General features: G+C 73.7%; 17 protein-coding genes. 4 read left to right on the forward strand and 13 right to left on the reverse strand.

Annotation, left to right across the window (positions count from 1 at the left end):
• Positions 1 to 160: 160 nt before the first annotated feature.
• Positions 161 to 1129, reverse strand: coding sequence for an NAD(P)-dependent alcohol dehydrogenase (locus G011_RS0110830; RefSeq protein ID WP_019608493.1), 969 nt, complete (start codon positions 1127 to 1129; stop codon positions 161 to 163).
• Between the two features lie 325 nt (positions 1130 to 1454).
• Here G011_RS0110830 and G011_RS0110835 point away from each other — a divergent pair, with 325 nt between their 5' ends.
• On the forward strand, positions 1455 to 2735 hold the full coding sequence (locus G011_RS0110835) for a DUF5685 family protein (RefSeq protein ID WP_026338206.1): 1281 nt from the start codon (positions 1455 to 1457) through the stop codon (positions 2733 to 2735).
• Positions 2736 to 2956: 221 nt separating this feature from the next.
• On the opposite strand, the gene G011_RS0110840 is transcribed toward G011_RS0110835, so the two are convergent.
• Positions 2957 to 3250, reverse strand: a complete 294-nt coding sequence (locus tag G011_RS0110840; protein WP_019608495.1) for a hypothetical protein — start codon at positions 3248 to 3250, stop codon at positions 2957 to 2959.
• 159 nt (positions 3251 to 3409) lie between these two features.
• Positions 3410 to 4201 carry an SDR family NAD(P)-dependent oxidoreductase gene (locus tag G011_RS0110845; RefSeq protein WP_051104350.1) on the reverse strand — a complete coding sequence of 264 codons (792 nt, stop codon included), beginning with the start codon at positions 4199 to 4201 and terminating at the stop codon, positions 3410 to 3412.
• A gap of 304 nt (positions 4202 to 4505) precedes the next feature.
• On the opposite strand from G011_RS0110845, the gene G011_RS0110850 reads away from it, so the two are divergent.
• The gene (locus tag G011_RS0110850) at positions 4506 to 4901 is read left to right on the forward strand and encodes a hypothetical protein (RefSeq protein ID WP_019608497.1); all 396 of its coding nucleotides are present in this window, start codon (positions 4506 to 4508) and stop codon (positions 4899 to 4901) included.
• Positions 4902 to 5065: 164 nt separating this feature from the next.
• On the opposite strand, the gene G011_RS0110855 is transcribed toward G011_RS0110850, so the two are convergent.
• On the reverse strand, positions 5066 to 5407 hold the full coding sequence (locus tag G011_RS0110855) for a hypothetical protein (RefSeq protein WP_019608498.1): 342 nt from the start codon (positions 5405 to 5407) through the stop codon (positions 5066 to 5068).
• A 388-nt stretch (positions 5408 to 5795) separates the two neighbouring features.
• On the opposite strand from G011_RS0110855, the gene G011_RS0110860 reads away from it, so the two are divergent.
• Entirely contained in the window at positions 5796 to 6098 is a 303-nt protein-coding gene (locus G011_RS0110860; protein ID WP_231391418.1) for a hypothetical protein, read from the forward strand.
• An 88-nt stretch (positions 6099 to 6186) separates the two neighbouring features.
• Here G011_RS0110860 and G011_RS0110865 read toward each other — a convergent pair whose 3' ends face one another.
• Positions 6187 to 6402 (reverse strand): hypothetical protein, encoded by a 216-nt coding sequence (locus tag G011_RS0110865; protein WP_019608500.1) that lies wholly within the window; start codon positions 6400 to 6402, stop codon positions 6187 to 6189.
• Positions 6403 to 6594: 192 nt separating this feature from the next.
• Between G011_RS0110865 and G011_RS0110870 the strand changes: the two genes are divergently transcribed.
• Positions 6595 to 7845, forward strand: a complete 1251-nt coding sequence (locus tag G011_RS0110870) for a tetratricopeptide repeat protein (protein WP_019608501.1) — start codon at positions 6595 to 6597, stop codon at positions 7843 to 7845.
• Positions 7846 to 7910: 65 nt separating this feature from the next.
• Here the strand turns inward: G011_RS0110870 and G011_RS0110875 are convergent, their stop codons facing one another.
• From G011_RS0110875 to G011_RS0110910, 8 genes are all read right to left on the reverse strand, one after another.
• On the reverse strand, positions 7911 to 12572 hold the full coding sequence (locus G011_RS0110875; protein ID WP_019608502.1) for a hypothetical protein: 4662 nt from the start codon (positions 12570 to 12572) through the stop codon (positions 7911 to 7913).
• A gap of 266 nt (positions 12573 to 12838) precedes the next feature.
• On the reverse strand, positions 12839 to 13486 hold the full coding sequence (locus G011_RS0110880; protein ID WP_019608503.1) for an ABC transporter ATP-binding protein: 648 nt from the start codon (positions 13484 to 13486) through the stop codon (positions 12839 to 12841).
• An 18-nt stretch (positions 13487 to 13504) separates the two neighbouring features.
• Positions 13505 to 15574 carry a hypothetical protein gene (locus G011_RS0110885; protein ID WP_019608504.1) on the reverse strand — a complete coding sequence of 690 codons (2070 nt, stop codon included), beginning with the start codon at positions 15572 to 15574 and terminating at the stop codon, positions 13505 to 13507.
• Positions 15575 to 15647: 73 nt separating this feature from the next.
• Positions 15648 to 15944 carry a lactococcin 972 family bacteriocin gene (locus tag G011_RS0110890; protein ID WP_019608505.1) on the reverse strand — a complete coding sequence of 99 codons (297 nt, stop codon included), beginning with the start codon at positions 15942 to 15944 and terminating at the stop codon, positions 15648 to 15650.
• Between the two features lie 475 nt (positions 15945 to 16419).
• Positions 16420 to 17307, reverse strand: a complete 888-nt coding sequence (locus tag G011_RS0110895) for a GntR family transcriptional regulator (protein ID WP_013153649.1) — start codon at positions 17305 to 17307, stop codon at positions 16420 to 16422.
• A 327-nt stretch (positions 17308 to 17634) separates the two neighbouring features.
• Positions 17635 to 18663, reverse strand: coding sequence for a 4-hydroxythreonine-4-phosphate dehydrogenase PdxA (gene pdxA, locus G011_RS0110900; protein WP_019608506.1), 1029 nt, complete (start codon positions 18661 to 18663; stop codon positions 17635 to 17637).
• A 336-nt stretch (positions 18664 to 18999) separates the two neighbouring features.
• On the reverse strand, positions 19000 to 20199 hold the full coding sequence (locus G011_RS0110905; RefSeq protein ID WP_019608507.1) for a four-carbon acid sugar kinase family protein: 1200 nt from the start codon (positions 20197 to 20199) through the stop codon (positions 19000 to 19002).
• The gene (locus G011_RS0110910; RefSeq protein ID WP_019608508.1) at positions 20196 to 21239 is read right to left on the reverse strand and encodes a 2-keto-3-deoxygluconate permease; all 1044 of its coding nucleotides are present in this window, start codon (positions 21237 to 21239) and stop codon (positions 20196 to 20198) included. The genes G011_RS0110905 and G011_RS0110910 overlap by 4 nt, the downstream gene beginning before the upstream one ends.
• Between the last annotated feature and the right edge of the window lie 698 nt (positions 21240 to 21937).

Genomic DNA, 21937 nt, shown 5'->3' on the forward strand with positions numbered 1-21937 from the left:
GCCGCTCCGCACCACCTTTTCGCGGGCGTGGTCGAGGTACCCCGCGCCTTCGCGGGAGGTACGGCGGGCACGCCGGTGCGCCGGGAAGTGATGTGCGTGCCGCTCACGCGAACGGGCGGCACGCTCACAAACCACGGAGAACCGGTCGTGGACGTCGGCCTCAGGTCCGCGGTCCGAGCACGCGCACCACCACCTTGCCCCGGATGCCTCCGGCCTCCACCACCCGGTGGGCCTCGGCGATCTCGGCCAGGGGAAGGACCCTGTCCACGACGGGGCGCACGGCTCCGGACTCGGTCAGGCGGGTCAGCTCGGCGAACAGCTCGTGCCCGGGGTCGCCGCTGAACGCGCGGATCCGGCGCGGGCCGAAGACGGCCGAGGCGGCGACGTAGGAGAGCGAGGCGAGCGCGCGCTCGATGTCGAAGGTGATCGTGACCATGCGCCCGTTCCGGGTCAGCCGCCTGCGGTAGGCGCCCATCCCGGTCCCCACCGTGTTCAGGACGACGTCGAACGGCGGCAGGTCCTCCGGTTCGGTGCTCGCGTAGTCGAAGGCCTCGTCGGCGCCCAGCTCCCGCACGAGGTCCAGGTTCTTGGCCCCGGCCAGCGCGGTGACGTGGGCGCCGTAGGCCCGGCCGAGCTGGACGGCGACGCTGCCCACCCCGCCGCTCGCGCCCCGCACCAGCAGCCGCTCTCCCGGGGCGAGACGGGCCTTGTCCCGCAGCGCGGTCACGGCCGTCGTGCCGACGCCGGGCAGGGCCGCGGCCTCGACCAGGTCGATCCCGGCCGGTGCCGGGGCCAGCTGCCGGGGCGCGACGGCCACGAACTCGGCCGCGCTGCCGAACGTTCTGGGCAGCGCGCCCCACACCCGGTCCCCCGGCGCGTACCCGGAGACGCCGGAACCCGTCTCGACCACCTCGCCCGCGAAGTCGATCCCGGTCCGCTTCGGAAAGCCCCTCCCGGCCAGCCCGGTCACCGGGCGCACCCTGCCCGCACGGCCCAGCAGCTCGCCGCCGTTCACGCTGGCGGCGTGCACGCGCACCAGCACCTCTCCCGGACCGGCGCCGGGTTTGGCGACCGTGCCCTCGTACAGCACCTCCGGGCCGCCGTACCGGTCGTACAGGGCCGCGCGCATCTGACTCACTGTTCTGGTCCCCCTTGTCAGCCGCCGCACGACGGGTCCGTGCGGGGTCCTCGTCGTGCACGCTACGGCCTAAACGGACGCCATTCTCCACTTACGGCCGATGTGAGAGACAGTGCCGTTCATTCGTCTCGGATCGCCCCGCCGGACCGCCGTGGTCCCCGGCGACCGGAGTCCGGCCGCGCGTACGGAACCGTGCCGCCGGAGCCGTGCCGAAGGAGTCCGAACGGCCGGAACCTCCCGCGCGGCGCTGGCATCGAACCCCGGTGTTCAGCACAGTCCGCCACCGCCGTGGCGTCGGAAGACGAGGTGTCAGCACGTGTTCGGAATCCTGCGTCCCTGTCGGCACACGTTGTCCGACGGGCTGGCCGAGGAGTGGATGTCACACATGTGCGGGCTGTGCCTGGCACTGCGCGACGACCACGGCCAGGCGTCCCGGATCGCCACCAACTACGACGGCCTGGTGGTGTCGGTCCTGGCCGCGGCGCAGTCCGAGGAGTGCGCGGGCACGCGCCGGGCGGGCCGCTGCCCCCTGCGCGGCATGCGCGGGGCCGAGGTCGCCGACGGCTCCGGCGCGCGCTTGGCGGCGGCGGTGTCGCTGATGCTGGCCTCGGCCAAGATCGCCGACCACATCGAGGACGGCGACGGGCCCTACGCCCGCAGAGGCGTGCGCGCGCTCGCCGGACGGGTGGCCGAGCGCTGGCGGCGCGACGCGCGCGAGGCGGGCGCCGGGCTCGGGTTCGACGGCGCGGGGCTGGTCGCGGTGGTCGACCGGCAGCGTGAGGCCGAGTCCTCGGCGGGACCGGGCACCGACGTCCTGATGGTGACCCGGCCGACCGAGGAGGCCACCGGCGAGGCGTTCGCGCACACCGCCGTCCTGGCGGGACGGCCCGCCAACGCCGAGCCCCTGCGTGAGGCGGGACGCCTGTTCGGCCGCGTCGCCCACCTGCTGGACGCGGTGGAGGACCGCGAGGAGGACGGGCGCAAGGGCGCCTGGAACCCGCTCACGGCCACCGGCACGGGACTCGGCCGGGCCCGTGAACTGTGCGACGACGCCGTCCTGGGCGTGCGGCTGGCGTTGGAGGAGGCCGGGTTCGTCGACGACCGTCTGGTCCGCGCGCTCTTGGTGGTGGAGCTGCGCCGGGCCGTCGACCGCGTCTTCGCTCAAGGCGGATATCCGTACCCTGGTCAGCACCACAACCACCAGCACCACTACCACCAGCAGCCGCCCCACCAGTGGGGAGAGGGCGGCAGCGGGGCCCACGGCGGCCACCACAGCGGCGGGCACGGGGGCGGTCACCACGGCGGCGGGCACGGGGGCGGCTCCGGTGGTGAGGGTTCCAGCTCGGGCGGGGCGCGGAAGAAGAGCGGCTGCTGCGACTCCTGTTCGTGCGACACCCCCGAACTCCGGCACCCGCCCAAGCAGCGGGGCGTCCTGGCGGGTTGCGCGGTGGCGCTGTTCATGTGCGGAACGTGCCAGTTCTGCTGCCGCGACCCCCACCCCGGGCCGTGGTCGGGCAAACCGCGAAACTCCTGGTGTGAAGCCTGCGAGTGCTGCAACTGCTGTAATTGCTGTGAGTGCTGTAACTGCTGCGACTGACGTTCAGGCCGCGCGGGGCGGGGGAACCGGGGCTGGCTCCTCCAGTCCGGCGCGGCACCGGGCGGGGACGGCGAGCCGGGGACGGTCCCCGCGGGGAGGCGGGTCGCCGGGCGCGGGGGACGGCCCTTCCCGGAGGCGCGTGCACCGGACGAGTGCGGCGGCTCCGGGAGGGTCTCCTGGGGACGCGCGTCACCGGACGAGGGGGCGGGCCTACCGCCCCTTCAGTCCTCCCAGTCGTTCCACTCCTCCAGCTCCTCCCGCCGGGCCCGCTCCCACCGCTCCAGGGCCTCCCGCTCCCGGGTGAGGCGCTTTTGCACCGTGGCGATCTCGGGGCCGAGGATGGTGTTCCTGAAACCCCAGTTGATCTCCTCGGCGGTCAGCAGCTCGATGCTGTCCGCCGCCCAGCGGCGGCCGGGGACGGCGCCGGGGTTGCAGCGCAGGGTCCAGCCGGGGTTTCTCCGCTGGAACTCCTGGAGCACGGCGTCGAAGGTGCGGGGTTCGGTGTGTTCGGGCATGGCCTCACCTGGGGGCGATCCGGGAACCGTGCTGCGGAAGCGGGTCGTGCGGCTGGCACCCAGCACACTAGACCCGCGCCGCCTCCCCGTCAGGTGTTTCGCGGAATCCGTTCGCGGGCGTGGAGGCCCCTCGGAGGGTTCCCGTCTCGGCCGCGCCGGTCAGCGCAGGTACGAGGCGCCGTTGACGTCCAGGACGGCGCCGGAGGACCACACGGCCTCGGGTGAGGCCAGGTAGCGCACGGCCGCCGCGACCTCCTCGGGGGAGGCCACGCGCCCGAAGGGGCTGTCGGCGCGCACCCGGTCGGTGAGGCGGTCAGTCACGCGTTCGGTCTCCACGAACCCGGGCGCCACGGAGGCCACGGTGATGCCGTGCGGGGCCAGGGCGACGGCCAACGACTGGCCCAGGGAGTGCAGGGCGGCCTTGCTCGCGCCGTAGGCCGGGTGGTCGGGCTCGCCCCGGTAGGCGCCCCGCGATCCGACGTTGACGATGCGGCCGCGCACCCCGTGGTCGATCATGTGCCGTGCGGCCAGGTAGCTGGTGTTGGCGGCGCCGAACACGTTCACGTCCATGGTGGTCCGCCAGGCCCGCTGCCACTGCTCGTAGGAGGTCGTGGCCAGGGGGTGGGCGGTGTTGACCGCGGCGTTGTTGACCAGGACGTCGAGCCCACCCAGGCGGGCGACCGCCCGCCCGACCAGGTCGGCGGCCGCGTCGGGGTCGGCGATGTCGGCCCGGAGGAGGACGTGCCCCTCGCCGGGGAGCCCGGCCAGGGTGGCCTCGGCCTCGGCGCGGCGGGTCGCGTAGTGCACGGCGACCCGGTCGCCCAGCTCCGCGAACGCGGTGGCCACGGCCCGGCCGATGCCCCGGGCGGCACCGGTGACCAGGACGGCGCGGCCCGCCCGGCTCTGGCTGGGGTCGTGGCGGCCGGGCTGGGAGAGGTCATCCGATGGCATGCGGGGCACTCTAGCCCCTCGCCCGGCCGTGCGCCGGTTCCGGTGCCGTGGAGTCCACGGCCCTTGCCGGACTCGACCTCCCCACCCGCCGGTCACGCGTCCTGTCGCCGGGGCTCCGGGAGCGCCGGGACCATTCAGGGGCGGTTCTGGTGGAGGCCGGTGGTCGAGTAGCCGGTATTCGTCCCCACCCGACCCGTGCGGTCGCTTTTCGTGCTCCTCGGGGCCGTAGCGGGACCGCGGGCCCCTGTCTCGGCGGCGCGCAGTAGCTTCCTATGCGGCGGATCGGCCTGGAAGAATCTGGGGCATGTCTGAGGCGGAAGCGGTTCTGATCGCCGCGGTCATCGCGGCCGTGGCCTCGATATTCGTGGCCTTGTCGGTGCGCAAAGCCCAGCGGGACCAGGTTCTTTGGGAGTCGCGCCGAGATTTGTTCACAAGCTTCGTGCTGGCGGCCAAGGAGTGCCAGAGGATCCAAGAGGGCGTTTACACGGACGGCCGGCACCGGGAAGAGCGTGACGCTATCGAGAAAATGGATGACCTGTATTCTCGTATGGCGATCGAGGCCCGGAAAGCGAGGAAATCCTGCTCATGGCAAGGTGCCTCATCGAACACTTTGAAGAAATCAACTCAGTCGCGATGCGTTACGAAAGAGAGCGCGACCCCGTATGGCGGACGCGGCTGCGCGATGAGGCTCGCGACCTGAGGGAAACCATGGGTCGGATGCAACGGGCAGTGCATGAAGAGCTGCATCGCAAGGGGTAGTCCGGCCTCGGTCTTCACCGGGTCGACGGGAAGGGCGTCAACGCTGCCGCTCGGCCGCCCGCCACGCCGTCGGGGCCATCACCCCTGGCTCCCCGCCGCCGTGTCTCAGACGCCGAGCAGACTGCCCAGCCACTCCTGAGGAGCCGCACGGTAGATCCTCTCGGAGTGCTCCCGCCGGTCGGCCCCGGCCGGGATCGGGAACACCATGAACAGGGAGCCCTGGTCGACGATGACCTGTGCGTTCCTGATCGTCGGATGGGGGAAGCGCGTGTCGGAGGGGTGCCCGAACACCGCCGAGCCGTGGTGGGCCCACGACAGCGCTTCATCGTAGGTCGGATATGTGGTCTGGAAGCCGCGCCACCTCAGCGCCCCGGCATGGCGGTCCTCCCCCTCCACGATAGCCCTGACCTCCAGAATCCCCCAGACCTCGCGCTTCTCACCGCTCACAGTCCGGACCCCCTTTCCCCGCGCACCGGATGAGCCGGACGAGAACGTGACCGCCTCGGGGCTCTTTCTGCTAGTTACCGAAAAAGCTGTCGTACCAAGACCTTGACGCTGTTCTACTGTGCCGTGCTGTTCCTGTCACGCCTGACCCTGAACCGCACCGTGGCCGCTTCCGGACACCTGGGCCGCTTCCCTCCTGCGCGGGGAAACGCCGCGACATGATGTATCGGCGAGTACGAGGAGGGGATCAGTGCCACCGGAGATCATGGCGGCGCACCGCGTGCTGTTGTCTTGCCTGTTCCGCGGCGGGCGTATCGAGGACCACCGGGCGGACATCGAGACCGCGGGCGCGGCCTTTATAGGAGTTTTGTCCGCTTTCTTTAGAAATGTTATGGAGTATGCGTTCACCGGCCACGAACCGGGCATCCAGGTCCGCGAATACCTGGAGGACCTCAAACGCTGCTACCCCTCCGCCCTGGACTCGCTGGAACCGGTTCGCATGGCGGTGTTCGTCCTGGAGCAGATCGGGCCCGAAGCACCGCCCCCGGGGCAGTCCTACCTGTTGACGGGGCCGAACCTGGTCGGCGACATGGCCACGCTCGCCCTGTACACCGCGAAGCAGGAGGGGCTGGCGGAGGAGCGGCTGGAGACGTACCTCTTCGGCGCCACCGCGCGGTACATGCAGGGGATGTGACGGGGCCGATCGCATCGTCCTCGGCCCCCGGCAGTGGTGGCGCCCGGGCTCCTCGGGCGCCACCGGTGCCCGAGGAGCCCGCCGGCGGTCACGGGCGCGGTTCCTCGTCGCCGCAGTGCCGCTGCTGGGGGCGCAGCAGGCGCAGGACCTGACGGGCACGGCGCCGGCGGCGGGTGTCGCGGGACCACACCGCCGGCACGACGACCAGGACCACGAGCAGCAGGAGCGGCCAGCTGTCGGCCGTCCCCAGGAGTGCGACCGTCAGGTCCACGACGGCCGTGTCGGAAGCGGAGAGCAGTGGCATCGGGTTCCTCCACCGGGGGGTGAGCGAATCGGGATGCGATCAGCTTGAACCGGGCCCGGGGCGGTATTGACAAGGCAGTACACGAGCGGCCAAGAGCTGACAATCATTGACAGCGGAAGACGCCGTAAGGCCTCTGGTGGCAGGATGTCTGGCAGTTTCTGTCATGGACCGCACCGATCCGGAAGGACTGGCGTGCCCCGGCCCTGGAAGCGTCCCGATCTGCCCCCGGGTGGGCTCGACGAGCTCAACCGCGCGCTGCATGAGTTGCACCACCGGGCCGGCTGGCCCTCCTCCCGACAGATCCAGCGCGCCCTGGACGCCAAGGGGGTGCCCATGTCCCACACCAAGGTTCACGACACCCTCACCAAGCCGGACCTGCCGCCCAAGGGCGCGGTCGAGATGATCACCGAGGTCCTGGCGGAGGCGGTCCGCGGCGCCGACGCCGACACCGAGGTCGAACGCCTCCTGGGCCTGTGGCAGGACGCCTCCAACGGCACCCTGTCCTCTTCTTCCGCGGCCCACGGCGAACCCCGGGCCGAAGCACCGCCCCCGGCGCTCCGGCCTCCGACCGGCGGCGGACAGGGTGGGGACGAGCAGGCCTACGAGTGGGGAGACGTGCCGCGGGAGTGGAGGGACAGGGCCGAGGCCGGTGAACCCGACGCCATGATCAGCATCGGCCTCAGGTTCGGGGTCTGGGGCGAGAAGGACAAGGCGGAGACCTGGTACCGCCGTGCCGTCGAGGCGGGCAGTACCGAGGCCATGGACAACCTCGGGAGACTGTTGGAGGACCGGGGTGACCTGGGGGAGGCCGAGGAGTGGTTCCGCCGGGCTGCTGAGGACGGTCACACCGGTGCCATGAACAACCTCGGGAGCCTGTTGGGGGACCGGGGCGAGCCGGACGAGGCCGAGGGGTGGCTCCGCCGCGCGGTCGAGGACGGTCACACCGATGCCATGAACAACCTCGGTGTCCTGCTGCGGGGACAGGGTGAGCTGGACGAGGCCGAGGGGTGGTTCCGCCGTGCCGCCGAGGACGGACATCTCCAGGCCATGAACGACCTCGGCGTCCTGTTGCGGGGACGGGGGCGGCTCGACGAAGCTGAATCCTGGTTCCGCAACGCCGTCGGCAAGAACGGCAACGCGCACGCCATGTACAACCTCGGGTCCCTGTTGGAGGACCGGGGCGAGCTCGGCGGGGCCGATGTGTGGTACCGGCGCGCCGCCAAGAACGGCAACACCCAGGCCATGTACAACCTCGCGTTTCTGCTTCACCGAGAGGGGGACAAGGACGAGGCCGAGACCTGGTACCGCCGTGCCGCTGAGTTCGGCCACACCGCCGCCATGTACAACCTCGGCGTGCTGCTCCAGGGGCGGGGCAGGCCCGGCGAGGCCCAGGGGTGGTGGCAGCGGGCGTTGGCCGCGACGGGTCGGCGCCGCGGGCGCTGAACTCGCGGACGCCGAATCCGGGGGCCTCCCGGTGGCCTCGCCATGGGCCCGGGCCGGCCCCGCCCTCACGCCGGGCCGCGCTCCCTCCACGCCCGGGCGAACATCTCGTGCGCGGGCGCCACGGGCCACACCCCGTTGAGGGGCCCCTCGATCTGCTTGTCGAACCTGGCCCGGACCAGGTGGGATTCGAGCTTGGCCGTCTCCAGGGGCAGGTGCGGTGCCTTGAGCTCCGTCCAGTCACCGGGGACGAAGAGCGTCCGCCCGGCCCGTGAACGCCTGCCCTGTTCGACCGCGCCGGTCTCCAGGAGGCGGGCGGCGGTCCTCCTGTGGTGCGCGGGCGCCCAGCCGTTCCACCGGCGCACGTTGCGGTCGGTGGGCCGGGACAGGGTGAGCAGTTGCAGGTACAGTGCCGCCGCGTCGGCGTCCGAGTCCAGCCTGCCCGCGACCTCCTCCACCAGGTCGGGGACGCTCAGGCGCGGGTCGGCCTCGAAACCGCCCGCCGGAACCGGGGTGTCGGACGCGCGCGCGGCCGTGCGGGCCAGCCCGCCGTACAGCGCCGCCGCCCTGCGGACCTCCCGGGCGGTGTCGTGCAGGTCCAGTCCGGCCAGCGCCTCCACCGTGCGCTCGACGGCGGCGGGGTCGAACAGCCCCGCGGTCAGCAGCACGGGCACGACCGGGCGGTCCATCCTGGGCTCGTGGAGGACGAGAACGCCGTCGCTGTGCATCGGCCACGCGGCGGAGCCGGGTTCGAGGGAGCGCTCCGGACCGACCCGGACGGGGACGGCCCCGGCCCGCTCCGCCCACGCCCGGACCGCGGGGGCGGGCACGTCGCAGGACAGCGGAACGCAGGACCCGGGGCGGCGCAGCCCCGCAGAGAGGCGCGCGTGCAGTTGGGCCGCTCCCGCGGCGGCGGGATGGCCCACCGGCAGCTGGAGCGCGGCCCAGGAGAGCACGGTGGCCGGGTCGCGGAAGGGCAGGGCGAGGGCGCCGACGCCGTGGATCCTCTCCCTGGTGTCGTCGCGGCGGACCTCCAGGCTTCCCCAGGAGTTCTGGACCAGGTGGCGGGGCTGGTCGGCGGCGGCGTGGCCCTCCCCGGAGGGGTCGGCGAGCAGGCCGGTCCAGAAGGGGTCCATGGCCAGGTCCGCGGCGAACAGGTCCGGCACCTCGGACTCGGCCTTCGCGGCGGCCAGTTCGGCCCTGGTCGGCTGGGCCCCGAGGATCTCGACCCACACCCGGGCCATGCGCTCGGCCGCGGCGACGGTGCCGCCGGGCTCCCACAGGTCGGCCGGGTCGTCGGGCACGGCCGCCACGAGCATGCGGCGGCGCTGCTCGGTGCTCAGCCTCGCGCCCGTCCTGCGGTACTCCGCGCGGGCGGCGCCCTTCTCCGGCGCTGCCCCGGGACGGCCGAACTCCCCGGACAGGACGAACTCGGCGGTGGCCCCGGCGACCCGTGTGATCGTGCGGAAGGCCGCGACCGCCTCGGGACCGAACACCACCGGGCCCCGCTGGTCGAGGAGTTCCAGGAAGCGGTGCAGCCGGGCGGCCTCGTCGCGTTCGATCCGCACCGGGTCCTGCTCCTCGGCCCCCTCCGGTGCGGGGGCCGACTCCGCGCGCACGTAGACATAGCGCCGCTCCGGCAGGTAGCGGCCCGACCAGTGCCGCGCCTCCCTGCCGTGCCTGCGCAGCAGGGGGGAGGGCGGTTCGACGATGACGGCCCGCCCGGCGGCCAGCAGGTGCGCGAGTGAGGCGCCGGTGGCCAGGCCGCACACCCACGCCGTCCCCCGTTCAGCGAAGGGCTGATCGGCCCACACGCGCAGCAGCGCCACCAGCGCCTCGCGCTCGCGGGGGCCCGCGCCGCCGGTGGCCAGACGCCACAGGACCGCGTCGGTGCGGCCGAGCAGAGGGTCCCAGCGCGCGGGCGCGCCGGGCGGGCTCAGCCTCCGGGTGTGTTCGTCGGTGCGGCCGCGCAGCCGCGCGCCGTCGGCGGTCAGGGCGGTGACCGTGGCCGCCAGGTCGCGGGAGGAGGATCGGAACGCTGTCTCCGGGGAGTCGAACAGTCCCGCCAGCGCCTTCTCCAGATCCGCGTCGATGGCCTCCGCCAGGGGGCTCAGCAGGGCGCCGGCGCGCACGAGCGCGGTGCGCCGGGACACCTCCTCCCGGCGCAGGCGCAGTTCGGCGGCCCACAGCACCGCCCACACCAGACCGCCCGTGCCGTCGATCAGTGCCTCGTCGGTGACCTCGGGCAGCAGGCGGGACAGGGCCTCGCGCACGGCGGCCGCGCGCGCGGGCGAGGTCCGGGCCGAGGATGCGAGCAGCGCCTCGGGGGAGGAGGGGTCCTCGGTGCCGGGCGCGTGCAGGGCCGCCTCGATGAGTCGGCGCGCGGTGGCCTCGTCCACCCGGCGCAGGGCTCGGGAGGCGGCCGGGTCGCGCGGGGACAGGAAGTGCCAGAAGGCGGGCGGCGGCATCAGGGGGATCAGGCCGTTGCCCTCGTGGTTCCTCAGCCGGGCCTTGGGGTAGGCCCAGGTCTCCCAGAGCAGGGAACGGTCGTCGGCGTCCCGGCACTGGATCACCGTGTGGCCCTCCTTCCAGCGGTAGGCCAGCAGCCCTTCCGCGGTCCCGCCGGGCATGCGCAGCACACCCCAGTACGTCAGGCCCGGGTGGTCGGGGAGCGGAGCGCGCCGCCCGTCGGCGCCCTCCAGGGCCCGCTGGGCCTTCCGGACCCCCTCCGCGCCGGGGCCGGTCCAGACGACGCGGAAGCCCGCGAGCCCGTCCGCCGAACCCAGCGGGGAGCCGTCCACCCCCTCCGGCAGGCCGACCAGGTGCAGGCGCGTGTCCAGGTAGTCGACGTAATCCAGCCGGGGGTCCGGGGTGAGGAAGTCGGGGCAGGTGAGGCCTCCGCTGATGCCGGTGGCCGCGTCCACCTCCGGAAAACCGCTGTCGCCCTTGTGGATGTTCGACCAGACGCGTGCGCCGTCGCCCAGGTGGTCGTGGACCTGTGTGACGCCCCGGCGGTCCCCGGGGCGCAGGACTCCGTCCTGGTCGTAGCGGCCCCCGTCCGGAGAGGCCAGGACGAGGCCGAGGTCGTAGCAGTGGGCGCTGCCGTGGTCGAAGAGGGCCGGGGAGGAGGCCGTGTCGAACACGTCCTCGGGCGCCGAACACCACAGCGCCCGCTGCGACCGGTGGCCGTCGGTCTTCCCGCTGGTGGTCCAGGACACCTGGAAGTCCCCGCCCACGAAGTGCACGGTGTGCCTGTCGGCGTCCTCGGGCAGGGTGAAGGAGCAGGACCCGCGCCTCTCCCGGTGGTCCACGGCCACCGCCGCGTCCCTGCCGTAGACGGTCAGCACCGGCCACGTGGAGGTCATGCCCCGGACGCCGCCGTCGCGGGCGCCGATCTCGGCCACGGCCTCCTCGAAGGCCCGCCAGCCGTACTCGCCGGGCACCCCGAACCGGAGGGTGCGGGCCAGGGGCGCGGCCAGGTCGAGTCCGTCCAGGATCTCCTCGACCTCGTCCAGGTTGCGCATGACATCGTGGGAGAGGCAGGCGTCGAGTTCGGTGAGCCCCCTGTCCGCCGACTCCAGCAGACCGCCCCGGACCCGTTCGACCTCGGCGTTCATCTGCTCCAGGAACCGCGGGTGCGGCCTCGTCCCGCCTTCGGTGTTCCGGGGGCCGCGGAGGGGGCGCCCGGCCCCCGCGGGCAGGTCCACCACGATGCCGTGTGACTCGCAGGCCCTCACGAGTTCGCCGTCCACGCGGCCGTGCCGGTAGCGGCCCTCGTAGAGGCGTACGGGGGCCTTCTCCTCGCGGATCCGCGGGGCGATGCGCCCCAGCAGCGCGTACAGTTCCCCGGGCATCCGCTGCCGGGTCACGCCCTGGCCCACCCACCGGTAGCCGTACATGAAGAAGTAGCGCGACAGCCAGGCGCCGTAGCCGCCCTCCGGGAGCAGGCGCCCTTGAGCCATGTCCTCGGCGACGCCGGTGGTCTCCAGAAGACGCAGCCACGGGGCGCCGTCGGTGATCGAGGCGGGGAAGAGGACGGCCAGGCCGGGGCGGTCCTCCTCGGACGGCGGTGCCTCGGCGAAGACCCGGTCCGCCGCCTCCAGCACGCTCACCGGGATCTCGCGCCCCCCGGAGGCCGCCAGCACCCGGCCCAGGGCACGCGCCTCCTCGGCCCTCCCCAGCTCCGCCGCCCCGGCCGAGGCGCGCAGCCGGGAGGGCAGCCCGGCGGGGACCGGTGCGCCACCGGCCGTCCAGGAGTCCAGGAAGCGCAGGAACTCCCGGTGCGCCTCCCGCGGTGGCAGGAGTGCGGCGAGCCTGGCGCGGTGAGCGCCCAACTCCTTGGCGGGGAGGGCGCCGTGCCGGGCGAAGAGCAGGGCGTTCTCCACGGTGTGGTGGGGATCGACGGGGAGCGTGTGCGCGGCCTCCGCCTCGCGCGCCCGGGTGAAGGCCGACCCCGCGCGCTTCCTGTCCGGTGCGGCCAGGCGGTGGCCGACCGTGTCCCAGAACCAGGGCAGGTACGCCTCGGGCAGGCCGGAGGAGGCGAAGTGCTCCGCCAGGTCGGACATGAGCCGTCCCCGGGCGCGGTGGCGCAGGGCCAGCCGCGCCTCGACCGCGTCGAGCAGGTCGAGGGCCTGCTGCCGGAGGCCGGGATCCTGGGCCCGGGCCCGGTCCAGCAGGAGCGTCGAGGAGGAGGGGTCCGCCGGGAGGGGGAGGGGAAGGGGAAGGGGCATGCGCAGCAGTATTCCAGCGGTCGCGGACAGTCGTGGGGCCGCGAGGCGGGGCCGCGTCCGTCGGGGTGCCGGACCGCCCGCCGCCGCCGTTCGGGGAACGCTCGCCGCCGGGTGACCCCGTTGCCACCGGCCCTCGGTCCCGCCGCTGTCGGCCGCCGGTCGCGTGATCTCCCCGGTCCCGCCGCCACCGGTCGCTGGGATCCCCGCCGTCGCCCGGACCCCCGGCCCGACGGGCGGGTGACGGACCTGTCCCCGGGCCCTCGCCGCTACCGGCCGCCGGTCGCGTCCGCCTCCCGCCCCGCGCCCACGTCGAAGGCGGCGTCGCACGCGTTCCGGACGGCGTCGTCGTGCGTGGCGATCACCACCGCGCAGCCCTCCCGGCTCAGCTGGCGCAGCACCTCCACGACCATCGCGCCGTTGTCGTGGTCCAGCGCGCCGGTGGGTTCGTCGGCCAGCACCAGGGAGGGCTGCTTGACCAGCACGCGGGCCAGCGCCACGCGCTGCTGCTCACCTCCGGACAACCGGTGCACCCTCTCCTGCTCCCGTCCCGCCAGGCCCACCCGCTCCAGAGCCGCGGCCTGGCGCGACCTGGTGCCGTGCCGCTTGACGATGTCGAGGTTGGCCCGGACGGACACGCTCTCCACCAGGGCGTAGTTCTGGAACAGGTAGCCGAGTCTGTCGGCGCGGAAGCGCCGCTGCCCTCCCGGTCCCAGACGGGTGATGTCGGTGCCCTCGAAGAGGATCCGGCCCGCGCTGGGCCTCTCCAGCAGCCCCATGCAGTTGAGCAGGGTGGTCTTGCCCGATCCGCTGGCGCCCACCAGGGCCAGCATCCGCCCGGCCTCCACGGTCAGGTCCAGGTCCTGCCACAGCACGCGGGAGCTGAAGGACTTGGTGAGCTTCTCGACGGTGATCATGCTGCCTCCCGGGGTTCATCAGGCCTGCGAGGAGCCCTCGCGGACGATACGGCGGTGGAAGAAGGCGAGCGCGCCCAGGGTCAGGGCGAGTCCGGCCGCCGCGATGGCCGCGGCGTAGAGGGGTTCGAACCCGGTGGTCGGCACCAGCTCGGGCGGCGGCATCCTGGCGGGGTCGCGCAGCGCCCGCAGCGTGGTGAGCGAGTCCCACGCGGCCCAGCCCGCGAAGCCCAGCGAGATCCCCGCCTCGACAGCCAGGAACCGCCGGTGCGTGGCGAGGAACCCCCACCCGCTGATGTGCCGGGCGAAGACGGTCTGGGCCCGGGTGCGCGCGTGGATGACGCACGAGGCGATGCCGGTCAACAGCAGCAGGGCGGTCCCGGCGACCAGGTTGAACGCCTCGATCCGCAGCAGGTTCAGGTCGGCGGCGTAGGCCCCGGCCGCCTTGTTGAGGATCGGCTGGACCGCGTTGACGTACTCGGCCATCCGCGGATCGGCCTCCCTCGCCCGTTCCACCACACCCGGATCGGGGAACAGCACGGCCTCGTGGGTCATGTAGGTGACGTAGGCGCTGTCGGAGAGCACGGAACCGTTGGGCAGGGCGATGACCACCGGGTCGCGCAGGAAGGGTGGTTTCTGCTGGGCGAAGGGGGCCCGCGACCCGTAGGTGAACACCGTCTGGCCGTCGGCCGCGGGCAGGACCTCGACGTCGGCCCCGGACTCCCCGCCGCCGTTCTGGAGGCGGAGCCAGTCCGGCATCGCCCGCTCGATGTCCTCGCGGTGGGAGGCGTGCGCCGGCGGGAGCAGGACCCGGACCCGCTCCTCGGAGACGGCGGGGCCGTAGCGCTCGCCCGAGGGGGACACGATCTCCTGCTTCTCCAGGTAGGTGTCGTTGACCACGAGCACGTCGAACCCGGGTCGCCCGGACCCGACCGGCACGACGGACTCGGGCGCGTGCTGGTCGGCGATGACGACCCGGCCCTCCCGGTCGGCCCGGCGCAGCCAGGGGCCGAGGAGGGCGTTGGCGGCCTCGGAGTCCTCCATGCCGACGCTGCCGTTGAGGGTGGCGTGCGAGGTCTGGCCGGTCCGGGCGAAGGTCTCCAGCGAGGCCCGCTGCTCCCGGGTGGTCTGCGCCAGGTGGACGACCGACCCCAGGACGGCGAGCACCAGGAGCAGCACGGGCACGCGCACCAGGTAGGCGCCCGCCTGGGCGGTGCGCACGGGGATGCGGCCCTTGAGCGCGGGCAGGATCGCGGTGGTGTGCACCAACCCGAGCACCGCGGCGTGCACGGCCACCGCCACGGCGGCGAAGACCCCCGCGAACACCAGGGCGACCAGGGCGAAGAAACCGAGCTGGTTCCAGCCGTTGTAGAGGCCCAGGCAGGCCAGGGTGACCAGGGCGACGCCGGGCAGGGCCGCGCCCCACAGCCGTGCGACCCGACCCAGGTCGCGCAGCAGGATCCGCCCGTAGGAGCGCCCCAGCAGCCGCTGGACGGCGTAGTCCCGGGAACCGAGCAGCACCCCCGCGCCGACCGCGGTGACACCCGCCAGCAGCGCCAGGGCCAGGACGTTGAACAGCGGGCCGCCGAGGAAGGACTGCCACAGCCGCGCCTGGCTGCCGCCCTCGTCCGGGCGCAGGCCGTGCTCGGCGAGCGCGTCGGTGAGCACCCGCGCGTTCTCGGGCGGGCCGAAGATCAGGTAGTAGCCGCGCGGGCTGCGTTCGGCGAGCGCCTCGACGGGATGGACGCGCAGCTCCGTGGCCGGGTTGAAGGACGGGTAGCCCTCGGTGAGCCAGTCGGCGTACCGGGAGTCGGGGTCTCCCACGGCCAGGTACAGGTGCGACAGCGACTCGGGAGTGCGCACGTCCGGGGCGGTGAAGCCGATGGCCACGTCCTGTTCGGCGGCGACGCGCTCGACGGTCTCCGCGACCCGGGCGCTGTCGGAGGTGCCCTCGTCCTCGACGATCCACACCACCGCCGAGTGCTGCGCGGTGGGGATCGTCAGCTCCCACGTGGCCAGCAGCAGCGCGGCGATGAGCGCGGCCAGCAGCGGGAACGCGGTGTGGGCGAAGGCGATGGTCCGGTTGGGCATGGTCTCCTGGAGCGCTCGCGGACACGGGGGCGACCCGCTGACGGGGGGACGTCAGCGGGTCCGTCGCGGTCGGTTACCCGCAGTGCCTCCAGTAGCTCTCGTTGTTGGACAGGGCGCGGGGGGCCGACGCCCGGGAGGTGTACCCCGGCAGGTACGCGGCGGAGGTGACGGTGTACCTGCCCACCGCCGTGGAGCCGTGGCAGCGCGACCCGTGGAAGTAGTCGGAGTACACGACCGAGGAGGTGAGCCCGTGGTACCACGTCCCGCCGCCGACGTAGCTGACCGCGGCCGCGGCGACGCCCGCGGTCCCGGCGGTGAGCCCGGCGGCGAGCGCCAGGGTCGCGGCCGCCCGCTTGAGGGTGTGGGGCATGGTGTTTCCTCTCCTGGCCTTCGCCGGGGTTCTCGGGGGAGGTCCTTCGCGGTTCGCTGTGAGGGGTCGTGTCGGTGGGCGGGGGACACCGCCGCGCCCGCGCGTCGGGTCGCCGGAGGTGCGCGGGAGATGGAGATACCCCGCCCCGTCCCGGCCGAAAGCCCGCTGACCGCTTGCGGACAGGCCCGCCGTCATCACCTGCCGGTTCCGTGTCCTGGCCGCCCGCATGGCCGGGGGAGGGCGCGCGCATGACGGACGGCCCTTGTACGGCCCCGCCCGGTCGGGTAGCGAACGGGCCGAGGACACGGCCGGTGCGGCGTGCGGGCCGCCCGCACCCCGGGCGGCGCGCTCCGGCGAACCCTCTCGGCCGCAGCGGTGGAGAGGGGGCCGCCGACGCGTCCGGCACCGGTGGACCCGCCGCGAACGCGGTGTCCCCGAGGCCGTCCCCGCCGCGGGGCCGGGCCCTCCCGAGCGCTCAGCCCTCCCGGCGCAGGCGGTCCAGTTCGGCGCGCAGCTCCTCGGCCAGCCGCACGGCACGGTCCAGGCCCGGTTCGCGGGCCGCGCCCGCCGGGGCCTCGGGCCGGGAGGCGGTCAGCGACGGGTCCGGGGCGATGCGCACCTGGTCGGCGGCGCCCTCGGCCTCGATGTCGAAGACCACCCGGTCGGAGCGGTGCCAGCTCTCGAACCACTCCAGGGGCGCGCCCTGCTGGTCGAAGGTCCCGCCCTCCAGCAGCAGCAGCGGCGCGTCGGCGGCCACGCCCAGCTCCCGGGCGATGCGCGGGTCGGCGGGCACGGCGCGGATCTGCCTGCGCCCGCTCGTGGGCACCGCCGCGAAGCGCTCCTCCATCAACCGGTGCAGGGAGGCGTCGCGCAGCATCGCGGCGTCCAGCGCGGCGAAGCGCTCGGCGGGCAGCCAGGTGCGCACGTAGGACAGGGGGTCGCCGTCCAGGGAGCGCATCCGCTCCAGGCGCAGCAGCTCGCGCGTGCCCAGGTGGCGCGTCGCGGAGGGCACGCCCGAACGGGTGGCCTCCAGGGACAGCACGGCGGTGGACAGGCGCAGGCCGTCGGCGGAGAACTGGTCGAACAGCCCGGTCACCCGCTGCACGAACCGGTGGTGCTCGGTGGGCACGGCGGCGACCGCCGCGCGCCCCCGGGTCCGGCGGACCGCGCCCTCGTCCTCCAGCGTCGCCAGCGCCTGGCGCACGACGCTGCGCGAGACCCCGAACCGCTCGCGCAGGGCCGCCTCGCTGGGCAGGGTGTCGCCGGGGGCGATCGAGCGGTCGCGGATCTCCGCGCGCAGCGCTCCGGCGATCTGCGCGTGCAGCGGTCGGGGGTCGGTGCGGTCCACGGGCATGCGGATCATTCTAGGGTCGTCCCTCCTCCAGGGAGGGTCGCCCCGGAGCGGGGGCCTTGTGTGCCGCGCCCGCGTCCGGTCCCCGGACCGCGCGGCGGACACGTCGTCCGGGGCGGGGGAGACCCGTGGAACGGGCCCGCCTGTGGTGGGCGCCCCGCAGGACGGGCGGGGCGCCCACCACAGGCGGGTCTGCCGGGGGAACACGGCGGTGTGCGGATGCGGCCCCCGGTTTCCCACGGGAGGCCGGTCGGTGTCGAGGCCGCGGTGGCGTGCGGGCGTCCCCCGCGCACCACGGGGTCCGGGGTGCGCGCACGGGCGCGCACACCCCCGGACCGGCTACCCCTCGGAGCGGGTGGCCTGCCAGACGTGGCCCCAGCCGGGGGCCAGTTCGGCCGCGCGGCGGATCGCCAGCACGAGGCTGGCCTCGCGGGCGATGCCCCGGCCCGCGATGTCGAAGGCCGTGCCGTGGTCGACCGAGACGCGCACCACCGGCAGGCCCGCGGTGATGTTGACCCCGTCGTCCCCGTAGACCGCCTTGAAGGGCGCGTGCCCCTGGTCGTGGTAGCAGACCGCGACCAGCTTCCACTTGCCCTTGACCGCCGCCGGGATCAGGGCGTCGGCGGGGAGCGGACCGTGGGCGTTGATGCCCTCCTCGCGGGCGCGGGCGATCGCGGGCGCCAGGACGTCGGCGTCCTCGTCGCCGAACAGGCGGTTCTCACCCGCGTGCGGGTTCAGGCCCGCCACCCCGATGGGCTCGTCCGGGCTGCCCTGGGCGCGGGCGAAGGCGCTCATCAGGCGCAGCACCTGGAGGGTGCGCTCCTGGGTGACGCCCTCGATGGCCTGGCGCAGCGACACGTGCGTGGTCAGGTGGAAGAAGGACAGCTCGTCCGCCGACAGCACCAGGCTGTAGTCCTTCACCCCGAACTCGTGCGCGAGCAGCTCGGTGTGCCCGGGCCAGGCGTGGCCGCCCAGGTGCATCGCGGCCTTGTTCAGCGGCGGGGTGACGATGCCCTCCACCAGACCGCGCTTGGCCAGGTCCACGGCGGCGATGACGAACCGGGCCGCCCCGTCGCCGGCCTCCGCGCTCAGCTCGCCCGGGGGGACGTGGCCCAGCGAGGGGCCGGTCTGCACGACGTCGATCACGCCGGGCTCGTCGGCGGCCTCGGCCGGGGAGGCGACGGTGTTGACCGCCTCCGGGTCCCCGCCGACGGCGGCGACGGCGCCCCGCAGCGCGTCGGCGTCACCGACCACGACCGGCTTGGCGTACTCGCGGACCTCGGGGTGGTGCAGCAGCGCCTTGGCCGTGATCTCGGGGCCGATCCCCGCCACGTCGCCCAGGGTGACTGCCAGTGTGGGACGGCTCATCTGAATCCTTTCGAGGAAACTCTGGCCTTCAGGCCAGGGAGGAATCGGACCTCTGTGGAGTAAAACGGGAAAAGGTAATTCGCCCTCGAGCGGATCACGTCCCACCAGATTCACCGAACCCGTGAACCACTGCTAACCTGGCTCGCGTCGGCTCGCACGAGAACCAAGTCCGGGTCGGCCTACCGCCGGGCTGGCGGAAAGTGATGTCTGTGGAGCTGGTGTAAGACCGATGGGCGGTACCCCGCCCCCCGCCGTTAGTTCGGGTCGGCAACCGGCTGCGAAGCAGAAAGCTCAACCCGCGAGGGAAGAATCTCCCTGCTTCAAATGGGAGAGAAGTCAAGCGTTCCTGCCTTTCGGGTGGCGGACCGCCTCGGCGGCCTCCAGTAGTGCGGTGGGGGATCCGAATCCCCCGGCCTTGGTGACGATGGCGCGGCCGTGCCGGGGTCCGCCGGACAGCGTGCCGATCGGGATGCCGGGCGCGACCTCGCCGGTCAGGGCGATGGCGCGGGCCTCCAGCGCCCGGGTCAGGGCGCGCGCCCCGTCGCCGCCGGTGACGACGAACCCGGACAGCTCGTGCCGTCCGGCCAGGGCGGCGGCGAACTCGCCCATGCGGCGGGCCACGGCGGCCGGGTCGAGCTGCCCGTCGCGGTCCTCGGGCGCCACCAGCGCCGTGTGGGCCGTCGAGGGGTCGAAGCGCTCCAGCGCCCCGCGGGTCCAGGAGAGCCACGCCTCCTCGTCGGCGAGGTCGCCCGGCGCGGGCTGTTCGATGCGGGTGCGCGGGTCGGCCACCAGCTCCTCCACCTGGCCGCGTGCGGTCTGGTGCAGCGAGGTGACGACCACCAGCGCGGGCGCCGGGGCCTCCTGCTCGGCCCAGGAGCGGGCCAGCCGGGAGGCGAGCCCGGCCGAGCCCACCGGCACGGCGTCCGGCCCCAGGGCGGTGACGGCCGCCGCGAGGCGGTCCAGGTCCTCCTCGGTCTCGGCGTCCGCGACCACGACCGGGCCGGCGGCGCGCAGCAGTTCGGCGTCGGCGCGGGCGTCGTCGCCGGTGAGCCGGACGTGCTCGGCGCCCAGCAGGACGGCGATCCGGCTCTCGGTCACCGGGGTGACCGGGTCGCGGCCGACCGCGGTGCGGTGCACCTCGACCCCGTCGACCAGGAGGACCCCGTCGCGGACCGTGCGCCCCGTGGCCGGGAAGGCCGGGCAGACCACGGCGACCGCGCCGGGCGACCAGGCCGCGAGCGTCGCGTCGATCTCCGCGCGGATGGGGCCGCGCAGGGTGGAGTCGACCTTCTTGTACAGGCGGGCCGCGCCCGCCCCGCGCAGGCGCCGGACGGCCTCGTCGGCGGCCAGGGCGGCCCGCTTCGCGGGCAGTGCCCGGGAGTCGGTGCTGACCGCCACCACCTCGGCGGTGGAGGGGGCCGGGGAGAGCTGGAGCTCGGTGCTCCACCCCGCGCGCAGGAACTGCACGGCGGTGTCGCCCGCGCCGGTCAGGTCGTCGGCGACCACGGCCACGCGGGGCTCTTCGGGTGTGCTCACGAGTTGTCCTCCTTGGCCTGGGCGGGCGCGGCCGAAGCGGCGGCGCGGGCCTGCTCCTCCTTCTCGGCCTCGGCGGGCGAGGCCCCGGCCCGGCGCAGGACCCACGTGGTCACCAGCGGGGCCAGCAGGGCGGTGACCAGGACGCTCGCGGCGACCTGGGAGGTCGCGGTGCCCACGTAGGCGGCGAACGACGGGTCGGCCGCGGCCACGATGGCCGGGGTGGCCACGGCGTTGCCGGAGGCGGTGCCGGCGGCGAAGCCGACGCCGGACTCCTTGCCGCGCCGCAGCAGGAACCGGTAACCGAGGTAGACGAACCCGCCGGTGACCAGGGTGATGACCACGCCCAGCAGGATGCCGGTCAGCCCGCCCTGGGCCACGTCGGCCAGGTTGATCCCCGCGCCGAGGGCGAAGGCGAAGAACGGGATGACGATGGCGGGCACGGGCTTGAGCACGTCGCGCCACTGGGAGTCCACGTTGCCCACGACGACGCCGAGCACGAACGGGATGATCGCGGCGAGCAGGGTCGTCACCGGGATCTGTCCCAGCCCCGAGGCGCCGATGAACAGCAGCGTGAAGAAGGGGCCGTCGTTGACCGCTCCGGCGATGTAGGCGCCGCGGTCGCGGGCGCGCCCGTACTGGCCGGTGATGGCCAGCCACAGTCCGCCGTTGGCGTTGGTGGCGGCGGCGATCATCGCCAGGATCGACACGCCCAGGAGGCCCTCGGGGCCGGTGACCGCGGCGAGCGCGATGATCAGCAGGCCGGGGACGATGCTCTTGCCCAGGAGCACGACACCGGTGGTGGCCAGGACGGGTCCGCTCGTGCGGAGCGTGACCTGGGTGCCGGTGGCGAAGATCAGCAGGGCGATCAGGGGCATCGCGCTGTCCTTGAACAGCGCGGTGGTGAAGCTGCCGATGTCCAGCGCCCCGGGGGCGAAGGTTCCGATGACCGATCCCAGGACCAGGGGGATCAGCATCGCCCCGCCGGGGATCTTGTTCATCCAGTGGTAGAGGGGCACCAGGGACCCGTGGTCGTCGCGCATAAGTATCCGTTCGCAGGGGTGGCCCGGCGGGCGGCCCGTGGAGGTCGGAGGCCGGAACACATGTTGTCCGTACAGAGTGTACGTACAAGTTGGGATGATGTCAGATCCGGGCACACGAATTCACACCGGGGTGTCGGCGGGTCGGGGAGCGGAGGCGCCGCGGGGGCGGTGTGCGGGCGTGTGCGGGGGAGTGCGGCCGGGTCGGTGTGATCCGTGCCACTGAATGTCCGGGTGTTCTCCCGCGGGTCGCGTCGGAGCCGCGGTGCGGGCGTGGCATCGGTTGGCCGTAATTCGTCTCTTCGGTGACCGGGAGGCGGTGTGCCCGGTCCTTCCTCATGGAAAATTCACATCATGAAATGTCATGAATTCGTGGTTTCTGTTCGCAGATCTGTTCGTGCTCGGGCGTGAGGAGTGCGGGCGTTTTTGGGGTTGTACGCCCTGTTCGTGGGCTTGTGGCGTGATCGATAGGTACCTTTCGTCGGGATGTGCGCCCCCGGGTCCGGTCGAGGCGGTACGGATATGGGACAGGGGTCCCTCGGGCGCTTCCGAGAAAAATTCTCGTTTCCCTGCGAAGCCCGAATGGGTGCTCCTAGGGTGATCAGCGGTTTACGGAGAAAGCTGGCCTGTGCGCCGACGTGCCCGGGTCACGCCATGTATCCGAATACGCGCAACCTTTCCCGGCGCGCTCCCGCCCGCGG

Origin of the sequence: Nocardiopsis sp. CNS-639 (assembly GCF_000381685.1) — a bacterium.
Classification (GTDB): Bacteria; Actinomycetota; Actinomycetes; order Streptosporangiales; family Streptosporangiaceae; genus Nocardiopsis; species Nocardiopsis dassonvillei.

Bases quoted from the DNA above. Each gene is read 5' to 3' on its own strand.
- G011_RS0110830 (WP_019608493.1), bottom strand. From the start codon at position 1,129: ATGCGCGCGGCCCTGTACGACCGGTACGGCGGCCCGGAGGTGCTGTAC.
- G011_RS0110840 (WP_019608495.1), bottom strand. From the start codon at position 3,250: ATGCCCGAACACACCGAACCCCGCACCTTCGACGCCGTGCTCCAGGAG.
- G011_RS0110845 (WP_051104350.1), bottom strand. From the start codon at position 4,201: ATGCCATCGGATGACCTCTCCCAGCCCGGCCGCCACGACCCCAGCCAG.
- G011_RS0110850 (WP_019608497.1), top strand. From the start codon at position 4,506: ATGTCTGAGGCGGAAGCGGTTCTGATCGCCGCGGTCATCGCGGCCGTG.
- G011_RS0110860 (WP_231391418.1), top strand. From the start codon at position 5,796: ATGGAGTATGCGTTCACCGGCCACGAACCGGGCATCCAGGTCCGCGAA.
- G011_RS0110865 (WP_019608500.1), bottom strand. From the start codon at position 6,402: ATGCCACTGCTCTCCGCTTCCGACACGGCCGTCGTGGACCTGACGGTC.
- G011_RS0110875 (WP_019608502.1), bottom strand. From the start codon at position 12,572: ATGCCCCTTCCCCTTCCCCTCCCCCTCCCGGCGGACCCCTCCTCCTCG.
- G011_RS0110880 (WP_019608503.1), bottom strand. From the start codon at position 13,486: ATGATCACCGTCGAGAAGCTCACCAAGTCCTTCAGCTCCCGCGTGCTG.
- G011_RS0110885 (WP_019608504.1), bottom strand. From the start codon at position 15,574: ATGCCCAACCGGACCATCGCCTTCGCCCACACCGCGTTCCCGCTGCTG.
- G011_RS0110890 (WP_019608505.1), bottom strand. From the start codon at position 15,944: ATGCCCCACACCCTCAAGCGGGCGGCCGCGACCCTGGCGCTCGCCGCC.
- G011_RS0110895 (WP_013153649.1), bottom strand. From the start codon at position 17,307: ATGATCCGCATGCCCGTGGACCGCACCGACCCCCGACCGCTGCACGCG.
- pdxA (WP_019608506.1), bottom strand. From the start codon at position 18,663: ATGAGCCGTCCCACACTGGCAGTCACCCTGGGCGACGTGGCGGGGATC.
- G011_RS0110910 (WP_019608508.1), bottom strand. From the start codon at position 21,239: ATGCGCGACGACCACGGGTCCCTGGTGCCCCTCTACCACTGGATGAAC.